General features: G+C 31.9%; 26 protein-coding genes. 3 read left to right on the plus strand and 23 right to left on the minus strand.

The features are described 5' to 3' along the window. The first annotated feature begins 235 nt into the window (after positions 1-235). Entirely contained in the window at positions 236-1,669 is a 1,434-nt protein-coding gene (locus K5783_RS01535) for an NAD(P)/FAD-dependent oxidoreductase (RefSeq protein ID WP_297471808.1), read from the plus strand. 1 nt (position 1,670) lies between these two features. On the opposite strand, the gene K5783_RS01540 is transcribed toward K5783_RS01535, so the two are convergent. From K5783_RS01540 to K5783_RS01555, 4 genes are all read right to left on the minus strand, one after another. Continuing rightward, on the minus strand, positions 1,671-2,078 hold the full coding sequence (locus tag K5783_RS01540) for a hypothetical protein (protein ID WP_297471809.1): 408 nt from the start codon (positions 2,076-2,078) through the stop codon (positions 1,671-1,673). 140 nt (positions 2,079-2,218) lie between these two features. Then, the gene (locus K5783_RS01545; RefSeq protein WP_297471810.1) at positions 2,219-2,695 is read right to left on the minus strand and encodes a universal stress protein; all 477 of its coding nucleotides are present in this window, start codon (positions 2,693-2,695) and stop codon (positions 2,219-2,221) included. 71 nt (positions 2,696-2,766) lie between these two features. Continuing rightward, positions 2,767-3,264: a response regulator gene (locus K5783_RS01550; protein ID WP_297471811.1), complete on the minus strand. Its 498-nt coding sequence runs from the start codon at positions 3,262-3,264 to the stop codon at positions 2,767-2,769. Positions 3,265-3,294: 30 nt separating this feature from the next. After that, complete coding sequence (locus tag K5783_RS01555; protein WP_297471812.1) at positions 3,295-3,678, minus strand: response regulator; 384 nt, start codon at positions 3,676-3,678, stop codon at positions 3,295-3,297. 167 nt (positions 3,679-3,845) lie between these two features. On the opposite strand from K5783_RS01555, the gene K5783_RS01560 reads away from it, so the two are divergent. Then, complete coding sequence (locus K5783_RS01560; protein WP_297471813.1) at positions 3,846-5,249, plus strand: HAMP domain-containing sensor histidine kinase; 1,404 nt, start codon at positions 3,846-3,848, stop codon at positions 5,247-5,249. Between the two features lie 26 nt (positions 5,250-5,275). Here K5783_RS01560 and K5783_RS01565 read toward each other — a convergent pair whose 3' ends face one another. Then, complete coding sequence (locus K5783_RS01565; RefSeq protein WP_297471814.1) at positions 5,276-5,644, minus strand: response regulator; 369 nt, start codon at positions 5,642-5,644, stop codon at positions 5,276-5,278. Positions 5,645-5,779: 135 nt separating this feature from the next. On the opposite strand from K5783_RS01565, the gene K5783_RS01570 reads away from it, so the two are divergent. Then, positions 5,780-6,427, plus strand: a complete 648-nt coding sequence (locus K5783_RS01570) for a hypothetical protein (RefSeq protein ID WP_297471815.1) — start codon at positions 5,780-5,782, stop codon at positions 6,425-6,427. On the opposite strand, the gene K5783_RS01575 is transcribed toward K5783_RS01570, so the two are convergent. The 18 genes from K5783_RS01575 to K5783_RS01660 form a co-directional block, all read right to left on the minus strand. Continuing rightward, complete coding sequence (locus K5783_RS01575; protein WP_297471816.1) at positions 6,424-7,809, minus strand: YncE family protein; 1,386 nt, start codon at positions 7,807-7,809, stop codon at positions 6,424-6,426. The genes K5783_RS01570 and K5783_RS01575 overlap by 4 nt on opposite strands. A 317-nt stretch (positions 7,810-8,126) precedes the next feature. Then, positions 8,127-8,504: a response regulator gene (locus K5783_RS01580; RefSeq protein WP_109876584.1), complete on the minus strand. Its 378-nt coding sequence runs from the start codon at positions 8,502-8,504 to the stop codon at positions 8,127-8,129. A 160-nt stretch (positions 8,505-8,664) separates the two neighbouring features. After that, complete coding sequence (locus K5783_RS01585; protein WP_297471817.1) at positions 8,665-9,477, minus strand: protein-glutamate O-methyltransferase CheR; 813 nt, start codon at positions 9,475-9,477, stop codon at positions 8,665-8,667. Positions 9,478-9,542: 65 nt separating this feature from the next. Continuing rightward, entirely contained in the window at positions 9,543-10,223 is a 681-nt protein-coding gene (locus K5783_RS01590; protein WP_297471818.1) for a chemotaxis protein CheC, read from the minus strand. 10 nt (positions 10,224-10,233) lie between these two features. Further along, positions 10,234-11,784, minus strand: a complete 1,551-nt coding sequence (locus K5783_RS01595; RefSeq protein ID WP_297471819.1) for a chemotaxis protein CheA — start codon at positions 11,782-11,784, stop codon at positions 10,234-10,236. Next, entirely contained in the window at positions 11,777-12,829 is a 1,053-nt protein-coding gene (gene cheB / locus K5783_RS01600; RefSeq protein ID WP_297471820.1) for a chemotaxis-specific protein-glutamate methyltransferase CheB, read from the minus strand. Before cheB ends, K5783_RS01595 begins: the two co-directional genes overlap by 8 nt. Positions 12,830-12,954: 125 nt before the next feature. Then, positions 12,955-13,236 (minus strand): hypothetical protein, encoded by a 282-nt coding sequence (locus K5783_RS01605; protein WP_297471821.1) that lies wholly within the window; start codon positions 13,234-13,236, stop codon positions 12,955-12,957. 57 nt (positions 13,237-13,293) lie between these two features. Continuing rightward, positions 13,294-13,881, minus strand: a complete 588-nt coding sequence (locus K5783_RS01610; RefSeq protein ID WP_297471822.1) for a chemotaxis protein CheW — start codon at positions 13,879-13,881, stop codon at positions 13,294-13,296. 217 nt (positions 13,882-14,098) lie between these two features. Further along, entirely contained in the window at positions 14,099-15,472 is a 1,374-nt protein-coding gene (locus K5783_RS01615) for a methyl-accepting chemotaxis protein (protein WP_297471823.1), read from the minus strand. A 99-nt stretch (positions 15,473-15,571) separates the two neighbouring features. Next, positions 15,572-17,056, minus strand: a complete 1,485-nt coding sequence (locus K5783_RS01620; protein WP_297471824.1) for a flagellar assembly protein FlaJ — start codon at positions 17,054-17,056, stop codon at positions 15,572-15,574. Next, positions 17,053-18,723: a type II/IV secretion system ATPase subunit gene (locus K5783_RS01625; protein ID WP_297471825.1), complete on the minus strand. Its 1,671-nt coding sequence runs from the start codon at positions 18,721-18,723 to the stop codon at positions 17,053-17,055. The genes K5783_RS01620 and K5783_RS01625 overlap by 4 nt, the downstream gene beginning before the upstream one ends. An 8-nt stretch (positions 18,724-18,731) precedes the next feature. Continuing rightward, positions 18,732-19,433, minus strand: a complete 702-nt coding sequence (locus K5783_RS01630) for an ATPase domain-containing protein (RefSeq protein ID WP_297471826.1) — start codon at positions 19,431-19,433, stop codon at positions 18,732-18,734. A 79-nt stretch (positions 19,434-19,512) separates the two neighbouring features. After that, entirely contained in the window at positions 19,513-20,025 is a 513-nt protein-coding gene (locus tag K5783_RS01635; RefSeq protein ID WP_297471827.1) for a hypothetical protein, read from the minus strand. Positions 20,026-20,035: 10 nt separating this feature from the next. Continuing rightward, positions 20,036-20,512 (minus strand): flagellin, encoded by a 477-nt coding sequence (locus K5783_RS01640; protein WP_297471828.1) that lies wholly within the window; start codon positions 20,510-20,512, stop codon positions 20,036-20,038. After that, the gene (locus tag K5783_RS01645; RefSeq protein WP_297471829.1) at positions 20,512-21,759 is read right to left on the minus strand and encodes a hypothetical protein; all 1,248 of its coding nucleotides are present in this window, start codon (positions 21,757-21,759) and stop codon (positions 20,512-20,514) included. Before K5783_RS01645 ends, K5783_RS01640 begins: the two co-directional genes overlap by 1 nt. Before the next feature lie 10 nt (positions 21,760-21,769). Further along, a complete protein-coding gene (locus tag K5783_RS01650) occupies positions 21,770-22,483 on the minus strand; it encodes an archaellin/type IV pilin N-terminal domain-containing protein (RefSeq protein ID WP_297471830.1) in 714 nt (237 codons plus the stop codon). A gap of 89 nt (positions 22,484-22,572) precedes the next feature. Then, positions 22,573-23,292, minus strand: a complete 720-nt coding sequence (locus K5783_RS01655; protein WP_297471831.1) for an archaellin/type IV pilin N-terminal domain-containing protein — start codon at positions 23,290-23,292, stop codon at positions 22,573-22,575. A gap of 107 nt (positions 23,293-23,399) precedes the next feature. Then, positions 23,400-24,113: an archaellin/type IV pilin N-terminal domain-containing protein gene (locus K5783_RS01660; protein ID WP_297471832.1), complete on the minus strand. Its 714-nt coding sequence runs from the start codon at positions 24,111-24,113 to the stop codon at positions 23,400-23,402. Positions 24,114-24,216: the final 103 nt, after the last annotated feature.

Consider the following 24,216-nt stretch of genomic DNA (forward strand, 5'->3'; position numbering starts at 1 on the left):
CGTAAATTTATCTTGAATTTAATTTAGAAAATACATCATTGACTAAATGAAAGTTTGATTGTAAATACTGTGGGCTTATTTTTGACCAAATCGTATCTACGTGTAAATCCCTGTGATTTAGCAAGTTTGTGCCTAAATTCATGCCAATTTTTTTGCAGAAAAATAGATACTTCTTGTATTTTTTGTATTAATAAAACACACAGGTTGTTTTTAAACTGAAATCATCTATTTCTTTATGTCTAAAATTAATTGCAATTGCTGTGATCTTGTATTTGATTCGGAATCAAAATACTATGCACATTATATTGGCATTCACAAAAGTATTTCCTCATCTACAAAAAAAATTTTAATTTTAGGTGGCGGTTTTGGTGGTATTACGGCGTTAAAGGAAATAGAAAAAAAATTTCAAAAAGAATCTGTAGAAATAACTATTGTTTCAGATAAGAATTCTTTTCTTTTTACTCCAATGTTGCCTCAGGTTGCTTCTGGATTACTACATGCAAGTAATATTACAATACCTATACGATATTTTTGTAAAAAAGCAAAATATTTACATGCTTCTATAGACTCTATTGATTTAGATAATCAACTTGTTACTATTGAAAGATCATTTGATCACAAAGTTCGTACGTTAGAATATGATTATCTGATATTGGCATTGGGTGCACAAACTAATTTCTTTCATAATGAAAATCTCAAAAAACATTCTTTCACAATGAAGAATATTGAAGATGCAATTGCAATTAAAAACCATGTAATTGTAATGCTGGAACATGCTGCACAAACAGGAAACTATGAGCTACAAAGAACATTGTTGACATTTGTTGTTGTTGGCGCAGGATTTGCTGGTGTGGAGACCATAAGCGAAATAAACCAATTTATTAAAAAATCAATCTCAAAATCATACCCTAGCATTAATCCAAAAAATGTAAACATGATTTTAATCTCTTCTAAGGATCGTATTTTGCCTGAAATCAATGGAAAATTGTCTGAAAAAGCTACTATTTTTCTTGAAAAATCTGGAGTAACGATTATGAAAAATACTAAAGCTGATGATGCAGATGAAGAAAATGTTATGTTGAGCAACGGTGGAAAATTGTCTTGTGCTACTTTAATATGGACTGGAGGTACAAAAATGGATCCAGTTATTTCAGATTTGAATTGTGAACATGATGCAAATAAAAGAATTATAGTTGATCAATCATTAAGGATGAAAAATAAAAAAAATGTTTTTGTGTTGGGCGATTGTGCTCTGATTAAAGATGAATCTACGGATACTTTCTATCCGTCAACCGCACAGCATGCAATTAGGGAAGGAAAATTGGTGGCCGAAAATTTGATGCTTGTATTTAATAACCGCAAAAATTTAAAAAAATTCACTTTTCATAGTTTAGGAATAATGGCGATTATCGGTAATAAAGTGGGCATTGCAACTATAGGGGGGAGAAATATTAGTGGATTTTCTGCGTGGTTACTTTGGAGAATGTATTATTTATCAAAAATTCCTTCATTTGGAAAAAAATTAAAAATTTCTGTAGATTGGTTTACTGATAGTATTTTGCCCCCTGATGTGACACACATTGGTTTAATTAAAAAGAAAGAAGTTAATTCAATACATGTCAATGAAAACGTTCCTTCAATTAAAGAACAATTGTTGTCAAATTCGTAATTTATCTAAAGATTACACATAAAGAATTTTCATTTGAAATTGTGTGGATTGAATAATTTTTTAAATGAATTGTGAACATCTTTTCAAAAAACTTCTTCAAAAACTTGGTTCCATTAATTCCTGATTTATGAACAACTTTAAAATTACTTCTTCCTGCTCTTTGTATGTATTCAAACGTCCCAAAATCAGAATCTTGAAAAAATTTTTTACACTTTTCTGCAATCTCTCTGACATTTTCTGATTCTATTATGTTTATCTTGGTATTGATTATGTTGCTAACCACATCATTAATTGCATTTTCAACTGATTGGTTAATTAATTCATTAATTGAAATTTTGCTAAAATTTATTTTAACATTATGACTCACTGGTTTTCTAAATTCACCAAAAAGACTATCTATATTTTCCATATTTTTTGATTTTGTTTCAAGATTCTTATACAAACAACTACTTGCCAATAAAATGGACTATTATCATATGTGTGTCGTTTTTACACAAACGTATTTTCTGATTATTTTAATTATTTTTTAATTTATTTTTAATAAAAATTTTATTTTACCAACAATACAGGAATTGGTGCATTCTGTGATATTTCAAGTGATACACTTCCTAACATTAATTTCCTATCTGATCCATTCCCCCTGGTGCCCATTATTACCAGATCTGCTTTTGTCGAATAAACATAAGACATTACAGTTTGAGTAATTGAGGATGAAGTTGCTATAAATGTTCTACATGGAATTCCGTGCTCCTCTGAAATTTCTTTTAATTTTTTGTGTTTGATTTTTATTTCATTAAGTTTTTTTTGTTCAATGACGGTTTGGTGTGTATTATAATTCAAGAATGAACTTGAATGTTGTTCACTATAAAAAACTGAAAGAATGATTATTTCTGATTTATGCTTAAAATTTAAATTAATTGCATGCCAAAACGCTCTATCTGACATTTTTGAATTATCAAAAGGTACCAAAATTTTTCGAAAAATCGCTTTTGAGAATTTCTCTTGTTGAGGTGTACTCACTTGCATGAATGATATTGGTGTCTAAATTTTAAAGCAAGTTGTATGGTTAATTTAAACAGAATCCTAGAATCAATTATCTATTCTAATTTGTCGTGAAGTTTTCTCATGATGTCCAAATATGTACTAATTTGAGCATGTGTGGGTTCTAGTTCTTTTAGACTTTTAATGTCTACGTTTAGTTTTTCTAATTCTTCATATGTAGTTTTATCTTCAATCACATTCAGTAATTTTTGCAATCCAAACGGTTTTTGCAAAAGCTCCACTATCTGTTTCAAAGTTTTAATTGATTCTTTTAGTGTGTCTTCAACATAAGCTGATGCGAACAAAATCCTTTGTTTTGGACATTTTGCTAATATTTCTGATGCAACTTGCATTCCATTTTTACCTGATAGCTGATAATCTAAAATAACAATATCGTATGGAATTGATTCTGAATTCTGATCAAAATTTGCAAAGTATGTTTTTAATCCTGATTCCCCGTTCGTTTCTAAAGTTACATTATGGTTATTTGATTCTAGAAAAATTTTATATTCTTCAAGCAGGTCAATTTCATCTTCAACAATTAATACATTCATAATTTTAGTTTTCTCTGTATTATTTATAATCTATGTAGAAATCACCGGTTTAGATTTATTTGATACTTTTTCAACGGCCTCCATAATTTGACTTATTTTAAATGGTTTAAAAATTACTGCGTCCACATTACATTCTTTTAGTTTTCTGTCTGTTTCTTGAGTTAAATCTGCAGTAACCATGATGATTTTTGCCTCTTTAAATTTTTGCCTCAAATTTGTTAAAAGATAAAATCCATCGTATTCTGGCATCCAAAGATCTGAAAAAACTATGTCTGGTTTTTTTTCTTCAAATAATTTTACTCCGTCTAAACCATTGTATGCTTTTCCTAAGACCTCAATATCTTGCAATGAAAGAAATTCTGAAAATACTTCTACTGTATCAAAATCATCATCTATAATTACAGCAGTTGTCATGTTGATTTTCTTTTTTTCTGCATGAAAAGGAATTGTTTTAAATTTTTGAACAAACAAAAGTGTCTGTTTAATTTAGACAACCAGTAATTCAAGTTAATTTAAATCATAATGGAAAGTTGTTAGAGATTTCTAGTCACTCCCAATTTAGAATTGGAATATGCATATCAATGATAATTTTGCTGCTAGGCGTAGTTTCAATTTATACTATAAAAACAATGGATGGTATTAATCAAAATTATAATTTTATTTTAGAATACAATCAAAACATTTCAAATTTTGATGATATTAAAATAAAATATGAGCGCCAGATGACTATCTTTGAAAGCTTAAAATCTGAAGAGAATTTGGTAGGTGTTGGCACTTTTTGGATATATAATACAGAAATAAAAAACAAAATTTATGATTTCAATACTTTGATTATTAATAATCCTCAATTCATTGAACTTTTAGAAGATAAAAAATCTCTTGAACTTGAAAATAATATTGATTCATATTATAATTTACATCTAAATTATGAAAATAGCGCATCTGATGCACTATCTTATTTCTATGATGGTGATTTTGGTTCATTTTTACTCGAATATGAAAATCTAAAACATTTGCAATTTGAATTATTTGAAAAACTTGAGGATATAGAACAGACTCTTGAAATAATACCAGTTTATTCCAAAATATCTGTTGAACACATTATTACTGATTTTCAGATTCTACAATGGGCTATGATAATTTTGGTAGGAGTTGTAACTACTATGCTAGTTTTTTTCCTTAATCAGACAAATTCTAATCTCAAATCTGAGATAAAAATGCAAACAAAAAATCTTCAGAAATTAAATGAACAATTAAAAAAAGTAGACAAAAAAAGAGAGGAGTTCATCTCTATTGCATCTCATGAATTAAAAGGTCCAATTCAACCTATTTTTGGATTTGTTGAACTTGCTAAAACAGGAATTATCTCTAATCAGGAGGCTTTGGAAGGAATATCTAACATTGCTCTAAATCTGGAAAATATTGCAAATAATGTACTAGATCTGACAAAAATTGAAAATGATGAACTAGAATTACACTTGGAGAAAAATAGCATAAATGACCTGATTTCTGAAGTATTGGATTCTGAGCATTTTAATCCTGACAGAAAAGTACCGATAATTACCAGACTTGATGTTGATGTAGTCATGAATCTTGACAGGACTAGAATTAAACAGGTTTTGAGAAATATTTTGGATAACTGTATAAAATTTACAGAAACAGGTACTATTACTATTCAAACTAATTTATTAAAAGACAAAAAAACTCTAAAACTTTTCATAACTGATTCGGGTCCTGAAATCCCACATGATGTTTTACCAAAAATTTTCAAAAAATTTGTGACAAAAGGTAATTACAAGGTTTCAGGATTTGGACTTGGACTGTATATATCCAAAAATATTGTTGACGCTCATAAAGGGAAAATTTCTGCATATAACAAAAATGGACATCCTGTTTTTGAGATATCCTTACCTATAATTTCATTTGATCTTACATGGAAAGATTCTGAGTCATCTAATTTAGAAAAAAATATTGAATATAACTAGCGATAAAATATTTTAAATTATAAAATTTATACCAATTCTAGAATCTTTGATAACTGAAATGGTTTTTGAAGAAACAAAACTTTGTCTTTTAATTTTGAAAAGTTTCTCTCAGTTGATAATGCATATGCTGATGCTAGAATAATTTTTTGTTCTGGATTTAGGGATAAAATGTCTCCTGCTACTTCTGCCCCGTTTCTTTGAGGCATTGAATGATCCAAAATCAATACATCAAATGTGCTCTTCTTTGAATCTGCATTAATGCTTTTTGTATATTTTTGAATACATTCTTCTCCATCTTTTACAATCTCGACTTGATGATTTTCACTTTCAAGTATTTTTGCATATTGTGTTGCTGTGAATTTATTATCTTCTGCAACTAGAATTTTCTTTGCCATGATTTTTTCAGTAAATTCTGGTTAATCATGTCTTGTCTGTTCAAATCAAACACGGAAATTTGATTTTTAATGTAAAACAGTTCGTTCGTTTAACACACATTATATAATATTATCCAAATACTTCTGACTGATTCTATGCGATTTACAAGTTCTGATAAATATGATGGATTTGAGAATGATTCTAGAGAAGAAGCACAATTATTAGAAAAATTTAATGATTATGCAAATCTAGAAAAAAAGATTTCAAAGCGAGCGTTTCTCGAAATATCTGATGAATCAAAACCTGGAAAATTTGGCAAAAAATTCATTATATCTGCAATGATTCAAGGAGCGATTGTTACTGGGTTAACAATAGCTCTTTTTTTAAATCAACTTTTTGTGTTTAGTGGAAATACTCAAAACATGTTTGATTTTGCCTTTACTGATAATCTCGGAATTTTCTTTTTTGGATTTGTTTTGCAAATTGGATTAACTGCAGGATTGGCAACAATTGGCATATTTTATAATCATATTGAAACAAATTTGCATAGTGGGTTTACAAAATTCAATACTCTGCTGTCATGGATTCATCTATTTGGAACAAATATTTTTGGTAGTATGATTACAATATCTTTGATTTTTGCTGGTATTGCCACTAGTCCACTATATCAAACAGAATTGAGTTATTTACTGTCTTCAATCCCTGCCTTGGTTTACATTTCTGCCGTTTGTCTTGCAGTTGTCATGGGTATTGGGATTCTTGGAACCTCTTTTTCATTTATCAAAAAAAATACTGATGATTAAGATAGAGCGCAGATAGGAAGAATGTTCACCCAAATCTCATATGGGTTAACCTTGTCAATATCGTTAATGGGGAAGAAAAACTCTTCATCACAGTTGATTTCTTTTGGTTGAGGTTTATTTTCAAGATCATTGCTAAACATCATTGCTAGGTCCATCGTCCATGTGGGAATTACAGCTGTTTTTGGCTGAAGTTCTTTCTTTTTATTATAGTCGTCAAGCAAAATACGTGCAATTCCATTTCCATCAAACTCACCTGTGACTCCCAGGTTTTTCAGCAATCCTGAAATCATGTCTGTATCAATATCTTCACGTTGTGGGATGTTGGAAATTCCCTCTATTACCTCTAAAATTAACTCATCATTTACTGAATTGTTATCTGAGATGACTTCTTCAATAATAGGCGTGAGTGTATAGTGATCATAATCATATGATACAGCGGAGATTGAATTTGACAATGGATTTGCAACATAGATGATATTTGCAGTTGGAGAAATAATCATTGATTGTGGTGAGTCAAATACAGAAATTGTTTGAATTTTTTTAGAATTTTCATCAAGTAAATACAATTCATTTGAATGTTCATTTGAAATTGTTGTGATTCCATTCTTTTGATTAGTATTCATTTGCCAAGCTCCTGATGTGATTGGAATTTCAAATATTACTTGTTCATTTTGAAGATCTAGTACAGTTATTGCATTTGAATCCCAACTTGTTATATAAAGAACGTTGCTCTTTTCATTAATTGATAGCCCCCATGGTTTAACTCCTGGATTTACATCGTTAATTAATTCATCCGTATTTCCATCAATTATGTGGATTACTTCAGATGTTCCACTTGCAACATATGTCTTGTCTGTGTTCTGATTAATTGTAATTGCCCAAGGACTTGAATTGATAAATATTGATTTGATGACTTTGAAATTTTCTGTATCTAAAATTATAATTTCATTTTTTATTAAATCTGAAACATACAGTTTTTTATTATCTTCATTAAGTGCAATGTCCCATAACGATTCACCAATTTTAATGGATTTTATCACTTTTCCATTGATTCCATCAATTACAGAAAGCGTTCCTGAAATTTTGTCTGTTACATAAATCAAATGTTGTTTGTAGTCTACTGCAATTCTTGTGGGATTGGAATTCCCTTCATTTATCATTACTGTGTCTTTGATTATCATGGTTGATGCATCAATAATTGATATTGTTCCAGATTCATAATTTGGCACGTATAGATTATTCAATCTTGGGTCAAAATCGATATCTCTGGGGAAATCTCCTACTTTTACCGTATCTTGAATTGCAAAAGCGTTTCCAGATAATGCAACCAACCCAAAGAATGCTGATGATATGATGAATAACCCATATGCGTTTAATGACATGGCCTATTTAGCACAAATTAGACTATATCATATACGGAATTTTTCCTTGAAAATACCTTCCATTTTGGTAGATAAATTGATGATTAGTTTTTTAAATTTTGGCCATCTTTTATGTTGATATGGTCATTTCTGGCCCGTTTTCTTAATTTATGTACGATCACATAGTTTTGTAATGCGTTTCAAATACTGATTTTCTGATTCGATTTTCTCTTTTGTTTTCTTTGACAATATTTCTCATTGATGATTTTGTTGATAATGTGGTGCTCTGACTTTTGTTTATCACTATTTGATAATCTGGTACACTGCAGCGTTTGTGTCTATTTTGCTCTTAATGCTTTATTCAAAACTAACCCTACATTTCCCTTGTCAAATGGTTTTATTATGTAATCTCTTGCACCTGATTTCATCGCGTCTTGAACTATGTGTTTTTGTTCTACTGATGTGACCATTATTACTCGTGCATTTGGATTCACTTTCATGATTCCCTTTAAAGCTTGAATTCCATCTGCTTTGGGCATGTTGACATCCATAGTCACCAAGTCTGGTTTATGCTGTATGTATTGTCTTACAGCTTCTACTCCGTCTGGCGCTTCTACAATTTCAGTTGCAAGTCCATTAGATTTTAAAATATCTTTTAGAACTGTTCTCATAAAAGATGCATCGTCTGCAATTAACACCTTCACTCCGTCTCCCATTTTAAAAACTCCTTCTCATTGGATTTTTTTTGACTTTAGATTCAAAAAATATTTGCATGTTTCTTCTTATTTTTTTTATTAATATCTATAAGTTTGTTTATGTTGTACAAACTAATGTCTTGACAAATTTTTCATAGTTGTTAAATTCAACAAAATATTTTTAATATTCTATTTTTTGATAAATTCTTTCTTTTGGGTACAGAGTTAAAAATAACTTATTTCCAATCGTACCAAACATAGATTCATTTTGTCCAAGAATTAGTATTCCGTTTTCCGTTAATGAATCTGCAAATTTTTCAAAAATTGCCTTATACCTCTGTTTATCATAATAGATCAACACATTTCTGCAAAAAATCATATGGAATTTCTTTTCTGTAATTTTCATCATGTCTATATTTTCATATTTTATTTGATTACTTATGTTGGATTTGATTTGATATTGATCGTATTCTAATTTTTCAAAATACTTTATTCTCCTTTTTGTGTTGATATTTACTAAATTTGCATCTCTGTAAATTCCTTTTTTTGCACGACTAATTGCATCTAAATTAATATCATTTGCAAAAATTTCATATTTAATATCTCTTGACTTTAATACTTCGTTTAGTGTTATTGAAACACTGTGTGGTTCCTCACCTGTTGCACACCCACAACTCCATACATACGCAGTATGAACTTTTGATTTATTTATTAAATTTGGAATTATCTCCTTCTCCAGTTTCTCCCAAACATGTGGATCTCTAAAAAATTGTGTTACATTAATTGAGAATGCTAAATAAAGATTATTTGCCTCCTCCAAATTTGTTGATAGCAGTTTTAAATATTCATCAAAATTCACAATTCCATTAATTTCCATTCTGTGACGAATTCTTCTTTCTAAAAAAGCAGGTTTGAAACCATCTATGTTTTTTCCAGTTTTTATCTTTACCTCCGTTCTTATTTTATCTAAAATTGCGTTAATTTCTGATTCCATCAAATTATTCCACTTTTCATTTTTTCTTTTCTAATCGTATCCTTGACCATCATGGTGCCCGCTTCCTACAAGTTTTTTAACAAATCATCAATTGCATCATTTTGACCTCCTAGCAAATTTGTATTTGATTTGTCTGAATACTTGTTTTCTTCAATATCTTTTGATTCATGGGAGATCAATTTCTTTGCATGTTCAGGATGTTGAATGATGATCATGTGGATTTCGGTTTTACTATTTTTTCCTGTTAGTAGTACATCTGCAATTACAATGTCTTTACTATTGCTATTGACATCGTTTGTAGGTTCTGATAATAATTCCTCTAATTCTCCTTCTTTGAATGTTGGTGTGGATAAATCTATTCTAAATCCTGTATCTTTAGATAATGCATTGAAAAATGACCCCGTTAAAATATTGGCAACTTCTTGCAATGCTGATTCTCCCATTTCATCAATCTTGTTAACTTCGGAACCTAGTAATTTTGATGCAATTTTCATTGCATCTTCAAGTCTTAAAGTATATAGTAATTCGATATGGATGTCTCCTTTACCGTTTAATCTAACTGAATGTAATTTAATTTGTTTGGATGTTAAACCGATATTTCTTACATTTATGTTGTTTTCTAGCATGGTTAATTTGTGTTGTATTGGTTCTTTCAATAATGTAGAAAAAACTTCACATGTTTTTTCTGTAATATAATCATTGAATGTTGATGATAATTTTTTAATTTCAATTTTTTGCAAGTTCATGTTTTAACTCCTATTGAATTATTGTTGATGGATCAATTACTAGGGCGACTTTTCCATCTGGCAGTATGGTAGCATTTGAAAATAAATCTGTTGATTCATTTCTGTCTAATTTTTTAATTACAATTTCTTGATTTCTTTCAAATTTATCCACTACTAACCCATAATTTTTTCCATCATTTTCAATTATTACTACTGTTAGTGGTTTTGATTTATCTGATTCGTTTTTCATTTCAAATAATTCATTTAGTTTTATCAAAGGAATTATTCTATCTCGAAGTTTAATTACTTCAGTTCCATGCAATGAAGTTATTTCATTCTGTTTTATTTGGAGTGTAGTTGTAATACTTGAAAGTGGAATTGCAAATTTTTCCCCTGATATCACTACTAACAGTCCTCTGATTATTGAAAGACTCAAAGGTAAAGATAATTCAATAGTGGTGCCATTACCTCTCTCACTGTTGATTTTGACTGTTCCTCCAACTGACTCAATTTGTGAAATTACTACGTCCATTCCTACCCCTCTTCCTGAAATATCTGTTACTTCTTTTGCGGTGGATAAACCTGGGGCTCCAATTAATTGAACTGCTTCTTGATGTGAGATTTTCTCTGCTTCTTCTTGAGTAATAATTCCGCTTTCTATAGCTTTTTCTTTTACTCTGTCTACATCAATTCCTCTTCCATCATCATTGATTATGATGAGTACATTTTCTCCTTTTCTTGAAACTGTGAGTGTGATATTGCCTGTTTCTGGTTTTCCGCAGATTGTTCGTTCATCAGGTGATTCAATGCCATGATCTGCACAATTTCTTAGAATGTGTAATAGAGGATCTGTGATAGAATCTAAAACACTTCTATCCAATTCAATTCCAGAACCATCCATGCTCAAATTAATTTTCTTTGATAATTTTTGAGATGTGTCTCTTACTGTTCTGTTGAATCTACCAAAAATCTGATCTATTGGGACAAGTCGAATTTGCATCGACTGATATTGTAAATCTGTGATTAATCTATCAATTTCTGTTACTATTTGCTTTAAATTTTCATATTTTTCATTTTCAATTGTTTGCTGTAGTTGCATTTTTGATGTCAATAACTCCCCCACTAAATTTACAACAGAGTCCAAATCCGACATTTTTACTCTTATTGTGGGTAATGTTGTTGTCTTGACGGATTCTTGCATGGGGATATTTTGAATTTCTTGTTCTGGTGATTCTAGTTTTTTTAAATAAGGTGCTAAATCCACTTTTAATTTATCATCTGATATCATTTGTTGTAAAAGATCAATGCATACAAAAAGCGCACTGGTAAGATCATGTGTTAATTTTTCTGTTCCTTTTCTAATATTGTCAAATATGTTTTCAATATTTTTACACAGTTCTCTTGTATCGTCATAATTCATTGTAGATGCCATACCTTTGATAGTATGAGCTGACCTAAAGATTTGATCTAAATATGATCTATTTTCTGGTTGTTCTTCTAATTGTAATAATGTCTTGTTCATTATTTCTATATGTTCTAATGCCTCGGAGACATACATCTCACGATAATTATTATCAGACAAGATTTTGCATTTCCTCGTAAATTTTTATTGGTATTTCATTTATTCCTACTACGTGATCAGCCGCATCAAGATCAATTACAGCTTTTGGCATTCCAAAAATTACACATGTTTCTTTATTTTGAACAATGGTGTGACCTCCTCTTTTTTTTATTGTTTTCATGCCGAATCCTCCGTCATGACCCATCCCTGTAAGTACTACGCCTATCACATTTGATCCATACACTTCTGCTGCAGAAACCATTGTCATGTTAACTGATGGTCTAACTCCAAATCTCTTTTCACTTGAATCTAAGTGAATCCTTCTATTAGGAAGAACAATCATGTGATAGTCTCCAGGCGCTACTAGGATTTCATGATCTCTGATTTCATCTCCTTCATTAGCTTCCTTTACTGTGAATCCTGTTTTTTCTGATAATCTATTGGCAAACTGTTTTGTAAACTCTTTTGGCATATGTTGGACTACCAAAATTCCAGCGGCAATATTTGCAGGTAGGTTGCTTAGCACTTTTTGAACCATTCCTGGTCCTCCAGTTGATGAACCAATTACTATTAATCGTTCAGATGAATTTGATTTTGTAAAAATTTTTTTACTTGGTTTAAGTGAATAAATTTTTTCTGTAATCAATTGTATTGGATCTGATTTTGCAGAAATTTTTATTTTTGTTATTAATTCTTCTTGCAGTTTTTTATCATCTATGTCTTTTAATGGTATGGTGACAAAATCTACTGCACCGTTCTCTAATGCATCAAGAACTACCTTAGATCCATCTTGTGAAAAACTGCTTACTATTATTGTTGGAATCATCATTTTCATTTTTCCCATATTTTCAATGAAAGTCATTCCATCCATTGTTGGCATTTCTAAATCTAACAAAATCACATCTGGTTTTCTTTTGGGTATTTTTGCTAATGCATCTTCACCGTTTACTGCTGTCCATTTAATTTCAATTTCATCAACATTAATCAAATCTGATATGTATTTTCGCATAAGATTTGAATCATTTACAATGCCTACATTGATTGGTATCGCTTTTTCTTTTAACATGTATGATGTCTCCTTGATAAAAATCTCATATCATTTGATTCAAAATTAACCATATTTTTTAAATCAAAAAATTCATAATAATGTGGTGTATGTCTGCGTCGAACAGACTAAAAAATGGTTTACTCTTAATTCTGATTTAATCCATTCTGAACTTCATGAGCCCGTATTAATGAAATTCGTAATTGATCATATAGTGATGGATTGTTTTCTTTTTTTGCTTTAATTTTTAATTCAATTAAATCTTCTACTATGTTTTTCATATATTCTTGTTTCCATCTGATGATGTCTTTTTCTTTATCACTTGATTCAAGTTCAATTTTGTCCCACATGGTATTTAGATTGATATAATTTGAGCACACTATCTTACCATGTCTTGTTTTAAAGATAAAAACAACGGCTAAAACCATCTGATTTCAATTCCAAAATGGAAATAATCTAATAATGAAATGACGTAATTTTTATTTTTATGCTTCTTGATTAATTATAGCTTCTATTTCTGGAATAATTTCATCATTACTATTTTCTACATTATTTTCTGATTCTATTTCAACAGATTTTGAATTTATGGGTGTGTCGTTTTTATTATGTTCATCAGTTTCGCTCAGGAACTTGGCCACATCCACTAAAATAATTAATTTTTCATTCATTTTAGCTATTCCTTTGATGTAATTCTCTTCAAATGCACCTTGTGGGGATTCCTCTACATCTTTTGTTGATATTCTTAATACTTCGTTTACCTCATCAACTAGGAGCCCTGTGAGAGTATCGTTTACATCTGCGACTAGTATTCTTTGTTTTTCAATTTCAGTTGTACTTGAATTTGATAATCCTATTTTTTTGTTCACATCAATAATCGGGATGATTTTTCCTCTTAAATTCATCACTCCTCTAACATATGGTTTTGATTTAGGTATTTTTGTAATTGCTTCAACGATTTTAATTTCTTTAACTTGATCAATTGGTACTGCATAATTACCTTTTTTTGAAGATTTTTCTGAAATGGTAAACGTGACAACTTGTATTGTATCATTTAATACTGTTTGTGTTGACATGAAATGATTTTAAAACAATATATGATAATTATTTGTTTGTTTAATGTGAACAATAACCATATTGATTATCTATCATGTGTACGTAACAGTTTATTTCTGATTTATGCTTGCAATTTTTTTATGCGTACATGATTAATGTAAAATCGTCTTTAAATTATTTTTTAAATTTAAAAAATAATTGTTGTCTGGAATTTTTAAAATAAACCTTTGACACTTTTTATTTGATGTTTCCTTTTTTTAGTTTTTCAACAATTTCTTTGATCTGTGGTTTGACTATTTTCCCTGCATCGATATCTTTACATGCTTCTTCCATGCCTGTAATTTCCATTATTTCTGTAATTGGTGTTCCAATTATCACATATCCTTTGACGTTGTTATTTTCATCAAATGTTGGACTGATTACTGTTTTTGTCCAGAATCTTTTGCCATCTTTTGTTTTATTTCTAAGATATGTCTGAAATATTTTTCCACTTGAAATTGTTTTCCATAATAAATCGAATAATTTCTCATCATGCCAATCCGATTTAAAAATTCTATGCATTTCGCCTTTTAATTCTTCTTCAGGGAATTTTGAAATATCTAAGAAAAAGTGATTTACATAATCACTGATCCCATCAACATCTGTAGTTGATATGATTGTTGATGAATCTAAAACATTTGTGATTTCTGATAACGTTCTTGCGTCTTTATATGCATCTTTTAGAGTCTTTGTTTCTTTGTCTTTTGCTTTAACAATATCTTCAAAACTCTCTAGATTTGTTTGTGCTACAGATAACACTTCTTCGCTTGCAGCAGTAGCCTCTTCTGTTCCACTTGAAACTTCTTCTGTTGCTACTGAAATTTCTTGCATTTGTGAAACGACTTCTGAAATTGATACTGAAATATTTTTAATCGATGTAAGTATATTTGTAATTACTTCATGAGCATCTTGAACAATGCTATTTCCTTTCTCAATACTGCCAGTTGTTTTATCTGATGAATTTTTTAATGAACTTACAAGTTCTGAAATATCTTCTGCTCCTTTTTTGGAATTTTCTGCAAGTCTTCTTACCTCGTCAGCTACTACTGCAAATCCTCTTCCCACATCTCCTGCTCTTGCAGCTTCAATTGCTGCATTAAGCGCCAAAAGATTTGTTTGCTCTGCAATTTGAGTAATAAATCCTGTCATGTTATCCACTTTTGATAATTCTACTGCTAATTTCTTTACATCATTGGATGATTCTGATACAATTGATTTCATACTGTCCATCTTGTTCATTCCTTTCTCAGCATCAGCACTGATGGTTTTGCTGATTTCCTCTGATTGTCGCATCATCTCCATGGCTTTTGTTGCATTTTTAGCTACTCCTTGAATTGCCGATGCAATTGATTGTAAGGATTGTGATACTTCTTCAACTCCGCTTGTCTGACTTCTTGAAGCCGATTCTAACTGTGTCACTGTTTCGCTTAATTCTTCAGATGATGCTACTGCTTGATCAAATGATTTGAGAACCTTTGTTCCCATGCTATTGCTATTTGTATTAATATTATCTGTTGATTCTGATTTTAAGATTGCGTTTTCATCGATGATTTTGGTTTTTTGTGTTGACATATTTCATCAATGATAATTTTCTAGTTAATGCTTTGTTTGATCATTTAGAACAGATTCTTTTTCAATAAATCTATTTTTGAAACATATGAAATATCTGAATCAAACTCCTGGAAGTGGAGCTGTAAATATGATGCTATCCAAAAAGTCTGCCATAAATTCATTTATTGCAAACATTGAGATTCCTCCTACTACAAGTAATAATCCGATATGGAAAAAGACTGTTTTGTATAGACCTCCTTGGATAATTTTTATGGCAAATCCGCTAATTATTGATGTCATTATGAGTAAAACTGGCATCAGCATACTCATTAGGACTGGATCTATTGGGCTTAATTCAAACGCAGCATTTGAAAGATCTCCTTCAGATAAATCGTTGAATAACTCAGTTAATTTATTCATTAATCCAAATATTGACAATGAGAGAACATGTAAAATAACTACAACTAGTTGAAATGTTGATGCGTTCTGTGCTCTTTTGCCTCTTAATTCACTAATTTTTTTTGTAATGTCTGCAACTACATTTCCTACCAGATTCATATCTGCTCCTTTGTATATTGATGTTGAAACAATATCATTTCCATTTGCAATGATGTGATGCCCTGCTTCAATTGAGAATAATTGGAAACAAATTTTCTGGTCAATTCTATTTTTGATTCTATTCTTTAATCCGTCAATGAATATCTGAATGGTTCCAAAATTACTTCTCATTACTGCCTGCAGTGCTTGCCCCATGGAACCTACTGTGGATAATAATTGTCCAAAATGGAGAATAAATGTAGGATACCATTCAGTATATGTTGAAATTTTTGATTCTTGTTTTTTTGCAACTATTCCAGGATAAAGTAATGGTATTCCACCCAACCCCACAGCAAGAATTGGTGGTATCATGTTTGTAATTAAAAGCACTGCTGAAATTCCTACAGTGCCAAAAATTCCCATATGCATCTTCATTCGAAATTGTTTTTCAATTGCATCATCTGTATGTGCTAGTACGTCTCTTGGAAACATGAAAAACATCATTGCCACAAACACTGCCATCCCAATACCTGTGCCCATCATTGAGACAATTAGAATTGTTTCTGAATCTCCAAATCCCATTAACATGCTCATAATGGCGTTTGCAGAAATCATAAACGATGCAGTAGACATTAAAGTGTAAAACATCTCTGAAAATAATTTTTGAGTCTCAAGATTTGCTTCATATTTTATTGAATATGACGCCAATGAATTTTTTAATTCATCTCTAAAAAATGTCTTCAAGTCATCCCCTAATCTTACAACTTGAGATAGTTTCACAAGAAGTAATTTTGTTGGATCGTCTTTTTGTTTTGAAACTTTTCTTCCAATCATTTCACATGCTGATGCCAATCCATATGACCATCCCACACCTAATCTGTATGTGTCTCTGAATGCCTCGGAGTATTTTCCATACTTTGAGTCTTTTCCAGTTTTAAAAAGATCCACTGCTCCAATTTCCCCTGTAGAAATACAGTACAACAAAGCAATGAAATAAACAAAATTTTCGTCAACCTTACTTCCTGAGGTAAAAAGATTTTTTACATCTTTTACCTTGTTTACCATCATTGTTCATCAAGCTCCTTTAGATATTCTTCCAATCCAACTTCATTACAATGTGAAATTGCATTGAACACATCATAATAATTGAATATTTTCTTCTCCATCATTTTCTCTAAGATTTTTGCTCGTAATTCTAGTTCTTCATATAATTTTCCCTCGTCTTTCTTTTTCATTCCTCTTTTTTCTAATACTTTTGAAATGAATAGTGCACTGCTTCCTTTTCCTTTGAATCTTACAGTATCGGTTCCTGCATCCCAATCAAAAACTGGTATGAACATTACGTTACCCTCATTTGAAATTCCTAAAATTTCATTTATTGATAATACTCGACGAACTCTTTTTCCTTCTGGATTAAGAACCGCCCCTTGGAATAATGCCAGGTTTAAATTTTCCATGTATGTTTTTGGAATGTTAATTGGATCATTTGAGAGTCTTTGAATAAGTGGAACCATTCCTGCTGCGTGAAATGTTGCAATTACAGGGTGGCCTGTCTGCATAGCTGCAAATGCTACATTTCCTTCGGCCCCCCTAATTTCTCCTACAAGAATGTAATTGGGTCTCTGTCTTAATGCTGCTTTGAGAAGATCATCCATTGTAACGCTGGAAGCTGCATTTCCTGTGTTTCTAGTAGCTTCTGTAATCCAGTTGTTATGAGGAAGTGTCAATTCAGGAGTATCTTCAATTGTTACTACTTTCCAGTTTGCTGGAATGAATGCAGTTAATCCCATCAATGTTGTGGTTTTTCCTGATGCAGTCTCTCCATTTACAAACAGACTCATTCCTGCTTCCAACATCATCCACAAATATGCAACTTCAGTAAAGTTCATGACTCCTGATGTTAGAACTTGAATAATTGATAGTGGTGTACTGGCAAATTTACGTATAGTTGCATTTGTTCCTTTTCTACTGATGTCTTTTCCAAATACTATGTTAATTCTGGAACCATCAGGTAACGTTGCATCTACCACTGGTCTTGCATGCGATATTGTTTTTCCAAACTGTTCTGATAAACTGATAATTAATTCATCAATTGCATCAACACTGAGAAAAACTGGAACTTTCAGTGTTCCAAATGCTTTGTGAATTATGTACATGTTTCCAGCTCCAATAATTGAAATGTCTTCTAAATTTGGATCATTTAGAAATGGATCTAAGAGTCCAGTTCCTGCTCTTTTTTGCAGAAAATGGTATTTCAGATCAGTTATTTTGTTTGCCTCTACTGGTAGAGTCTTTATTGTAAATGGATCTCCTAGTTTAGAATAATCTACTGGATTTGGGGATGATGCCAAGGTTTTGCTGAGATATTGATCTACCATGTTGAATCTCTCTGTAATTTCTATTGGTGGATCCAACCCTCCAGCTTTTGCAGCAAACACTTTGTCTGCAAATTCCATTAGTTCTCTATCTGGCTCATCAGGCTCAATTATTACATATTCATTATATCCGTCATCTGAGGTAGTATGTGGATTAATGTGAATGAATGTGTCTTCCCCAACTGCATAAATTAAATTTGGTTCTTTCAGCTTTTTGTGTTCAGCTTTTAATTCTTCGGAGAAAAGAGGAAGTGGATTGCCTTTTGCTTGATATGTCTCGAGATAGTTTTTCAGGTATGGTTTTTCCTTTATTTTCTGGACAAACTCCGCATCGTTAATTTTTGATATGTCAAAAACCATTTTCTCACCTATGCATTAGCCATTGATATTGGAACAATCTTTATCCCAAAAATCAAATCTACCTCAAAAGCAAAACCTGATTCTGGTGTATCTGCAGCACCTAATAGCTTTATAATTTTTAGAGTCTTGACTTCTTTATCTCCAACTACTACTGTTCCTAATTTGATGTATACGTCTGCGGTTCCAATTATTGCTGTGTTTATGGCTTGTGAAAAATCAGATGAATGGCTCGTTATGATTATTGTTTTTCCCATTGATACTATTTCTTTGCAAAATGAGATAAAGTCAAGTATTGATTCATTTTTTGAATTGTTCGCCATTGGAGAAATTGAATCAATAATTACCCCGTCCACTTTATCTATTTTTTCTAAAATAAATTCTTTAATTGCAGGAAGAATCTTTTCTGTATTGTTATTAGTCCATTTTGCATCTTTGATATACATTGGAACAAAAATTAATTGACTGCGAACAAAAGGTTTTGAAAAATTAAATGTAATTGATTTCATTTTTTGAATATGTTGTTTAACTGTATTCTCAATTACACAAAGTAAACTTTTTTTTGATGTGAGTAACCCATTCATTATTTGTGCTGAAATTGCACTTTTTCCAGTTCCATGTGCCCCTTCTATGAATACAAGAGATGGCGAAGGAATCCCCCCTCCAAATTGCCTGTCTATCTCTTCATTTCCTGTAGAAATAATATTAAGCATAAGTACACCTCAAATTGAACACTAAGAAAACTATGAGAATTTTCTATTAAAGAAAATGTTTGACTTTTTTGAACAGAACTTAGGCAACAGATCTTGTTTCAGTAGCGACTACACCATTTTGTGTTGCAACTATGACAATCAAATTACTTCCACTTTGTATGTTATTGGATATTTCTACATCTACCGTAATTGTTTCGCCGTTATTGAGAATTTTTGGATCAATGATATCATTTGTCCAAGTACTGATACACCATTCTCCAATATCCGGCGCACAGGTGTAATCATAAGTCAAAGTTTCAGTCTGTGTTATACCTGCACTATTATACGTGATTATTATATCAAATTTATCAAATTCCCACAATTTTTCAAGATTTGTGTTTGTGATGTCAAAACTAAATGTGGAATCTGTTCCAGGATCATTTGGGATGCTCACACCAATTGATGTTTTGACTAATTTACTCTCCCAATCAGATGTTTCTGATGATGCATCTGAAAATGAAGCAGCTTTATCTGTTAGTCCACCAAATGTAAAAATCACAAATGTGATTCCAAACATGATAATTCCGCCACTAATTGCATTACTTAACCCCATGATTCATTCCTCAAGGTACCGAGAAAATATAATCATCTGATTCACCATTCGATATAGTTAATTGAACAAGATATGATGTACTGCTTTGTAATGACGAGTCGTCCTGTATTGTGATTTGGATTGTATCGCCTTGAGACCATACAGAATCCACGCTGGTTCCATTGAAAATCCATTGTGGTGTGGTGCCTGTTGAGTATCCCACAAAATCAACTGAAGTAATAGGTCCAAAATATAGGTCAGATGAACCCAATCCCTTAATTGGTGTCAAACCTGTATTTTTTACCCACGCATTCACTGACGTGCTGTTTAACTGGCTAACATGAATTATCTCAAACTTACTTAGCATTTTGTCTTTTTGAGCTTCTGTTGTTGCAGTATAGTATCCTTCAAATGTTCCAACCTTGCTCACAACAATGCCTGTAATTAATCCTGCAACTATGATTGATGCAATAATTAAAATCCCTTCACTGATCATTCCAGATGCCATTATTTCACCTCATTTGCAACTGTTTTTTCCAGAAAATCTTCCATCTCTGAATTCTCATCTTCGATTTTCGTTATTCCATTAGAATTATTTTTTTTATCAATAAATTTTTTTAATTGTTTTTCATCCACTGTAATATTCAAAGTCTTACAATGAACTTTAGCTAGTTCAAATACTTCTTCTGAAACAAAATCTCTTGATAATTCATCAATCAGAGAAATAACATCTTCTGGCAATTTGGAATTTTCTTCCTCTATAGGTTCTTGTACCACAGGTTCTTGTACCACAGGTTCTTGTACCACAGGTTCTTGTACCACAGGTTCTTGTACCACAGGTTCTTGTACCACAGGTTCTTGTACCACAGGTTCTTTTGGTTTAGAATTTGATTTTGAAATTTCTGGAGGATTGGTTGGTTTTTGAATTAATTCGTCTACATTAATTGTTTGAATGTTATCTTTGAATGGAGCATCTTCTTTCATGAAATTTAATGGATTGTTCATATCTGTTGTGAGTAATTTAATGTCAGTTAGAGTGGTTTCAAAAGAATTTGAAAGAATTTCCACTTCTTCTTTTACTGTAGTCAGATCCATCTTGAATTGATCAAAATCTGTTTTAAGTGTCTGAATATCGTTTTCTATTGGTTCTAGTTTCTCCATGATGATTAATTCTGTGTCTGAATTATCTAGTGATGTATCTGAATAATTTCCATCGCCCTCAGTTTCCACTCCTGCTAGTAAAGCTTCTATTTCTGAATTGCCCCCTATGCTGTCTTCTGAATTATCCTCAGCATTTGCTCTGGATAACATGGCCTCTATCTCTGGATTTCTATTTTCTTCTCCCTCAGCATTTGTTTTTGTCAAAAGTGTTTCCATTTCTGACATTCCTGAACCGTTTTCAGAATCTGTCCCTGCTAACAAAGCATCAATCTCCGAATTTTCACTACTTGAAGTTTCTGTGATTGATGATTTTTTTGGTGTTTGTATTTTGGCGTTGTTTGATTTTCCTTTCCCTTTTACTGATATGTTTTTTAATGATAAATTTTTTAAATTAATTTTTTTAAAATTAAGACCAACTACTATTACAACAAGTGGAACCAACAATGTAAACAAAACATACTGTTCATCAAAAAGATATTGAGGAAATATTTCATAAAGAACAAGAAAATACATTGCAAATCCTGAAAATATGATTAATTTTAAATTGCTTTCACTGATTTTTAGTTTAGAAAAAATAGTTGATGGGGGGAGCATAAAAAACCTCCTAGCCCAAATCTACTATGGTGTTTGTGATTGTTGGAACTTGTCTTTCTACCGTCAAGGCTGCACCAGTTGGTGTAATGATTTCCACTTTGACCTTGTCTAATGATGCAGGTCTATCAGCTGCACTGTAAAGAATTGCCAAAACTGCTGTTTCACCTTGTGAAAGAATGTCATTTGGTGGTGATTCATTTGCTTGTGTAAAGTAAACGAATGCACGTGTATCTGTTGGAATTTCATTACTGAATGGATCGCCAACTATGTCGGCAAATGCTTCACCTGTTCCACTAGATTCTGTATTATCTGCTTGTATGGATGCTGCTGATAGTTGTTTCCATTCTTGAGTAGATAATGTACCTACGTAGATGTTGTCGTAATTTTCGCCATTACTGACATATTTTACGGCCATAGTCTCTGCATCAAGATTTACATCTGATCCACCAGATGAGACCTTAAATGGAAATGCTGTAGCATTAAGTGATCCGTCATTTACGTATCCTTGACCAATAACTTTGCCTGCAACCTGCATGCTGCTACTGGATTCACCCAAACTAGAGATGATCGAAGTCTTTGCTTTCTGTGAGGTAGTAAATCCCATGTTAAGTACAACAAATGCTAAGGCTGCTGCTACGATTACAAATGCAATCATGACTATTGCAGACTCTACACCGATGACTCCACGATGAGAATGTCGCGTTCCCTTTCGTTGTAATTTCATTGATAGAATTTAGTGGGATGGGAGTATATCATCGCGTGTGTTTGCTGTGATCAAACAAGACTAATTTCAAATTATTCAAAAAACAGTATTTATCCTAAATCTAGAACTTCGTGGGTAATACTTGGTATGTCTCTGCTTATTGTCATGGTTGCGCCACTTGAAATCATTATTTCTAAATTAATCCTGTCTTGTGATTGAGGTCTGTCATTTTCAGCAAATGCCACTGCCAATACTGCGTGCTCTCCCATATCTAAAACTTGGTTTGCATTTAATCTCTTTGCCCAATATACGAATGCACTTGTTTCATTGGGAGTGGTCCCATTAACCGGATTTGCCTCATTAAAAGCATCAAATGAAGAATCTGTTTCAAGGTCTGCCTGTCTAAATGCAAGAACAGATTGTCTAAAAATTTCAGATGTTATAGCTCCTGCATAGATGTTATTGTACTGAATAGATTTAGTGATATAACTAATTGAGACAACATCTGATGCAAAATTTACAGAATTTCCCGACTCTGAAATTTTTAATGGTATTGTAGTAGCATTAATTTTTTGAACAACTCCGCATCCTGAATTCACATTAATACAACCTACTGCAGTAATTGATCCTGCTATCTTCATGGCACTTGTAGCTTCTTCAAGACCTGCCAGAGTTACAGTCTTTGCTTTCTGTGAGGTAGTAAATCCCATGTTAAGTACAACAAATGCTAAGGCTGCTGCTACGATTACAAATGCAATCATGACTATTGCAGACTCTACACCGATGACTCCACGATGAGAATGTCGCGTTCCCTTTCGTTGTAATTTCATTGATAGAATTTAGTGGGATGGGAGTATATCATCGCGTGTGTTTGCTGTGATCAAACAGAAAACTCGAAATATCAAAAATAAGAAAAAGGAAAACCAGTGTTATTGGTTTAACCTAGGTCTACTACGGATGTAGTGATTGTTGGAACTTGACGTTCTACTGACAATGAGGCTCCAGTTGCTGGAATTATCTCCACTCTAACTGTATCAAGTGAAGTTGGTCTCTCTCCATCTTCAAATGCCACTGCCAATATTGCATGTTCACCATCATCTAAGATTGAATTGATGGTTGATCCACTAACTGACCAGTAGATGAATGCTGCAGTATTGGTTACTACGGTTTGATTTACAGGATTCATAACTCCTGAGAAGTTTGTCAAACTATTATCCACTGCTCCTCTAAATGCATCAGCTAATGATCTGTATTCTGCATCAGTAACTGTACCAGAGTAAATATCATCATATTCGATACTATTGCTGACATATTTCACTGCAGTTGTTGCTGCTGACAAGTCTACTGCATCTCCACCAGAAGTAATCTTGATTGGGTATGCAGTTGCATTAAGATATGGTGTACTACATCCATTACTAGATGATGTACAACCTACGCCGATAACTTTACCGGCAACCTGCATGCTGCTACTAGACTCTCCTAATCCAGAGATGATTGTGGTTTTTGCTTTCTGTGAGGTAGTAAATCCCATGTTAAGTACAACAAATGCTAAGGCTGCTGCTACGATTACAAATGCAATCATGACTATTGCAGACTCTACACCGATGACTCCACGATGAGAATGTCGCGTTCCCTTTCGTTGTAATTTCATTGATAGAATTTAGTGGGATGGGAGTATATCATCGCGTGTGTTTGCTGTGATCAAACAGAAAACTCGAAATATCAAAAATAAGAAAAAGGAAAACCAGTGTTAT

This window comes from Nitrosopumilus sp., assembly GCF_025699125.1.
In the GTDB taxonomy this organism is placed as follows: domain Archaea; phylum Thermoproteota; class Nitrososphaeria; order Nitrososphaerales; family Nitrosopumilaceae; genus Nitrosopumilus.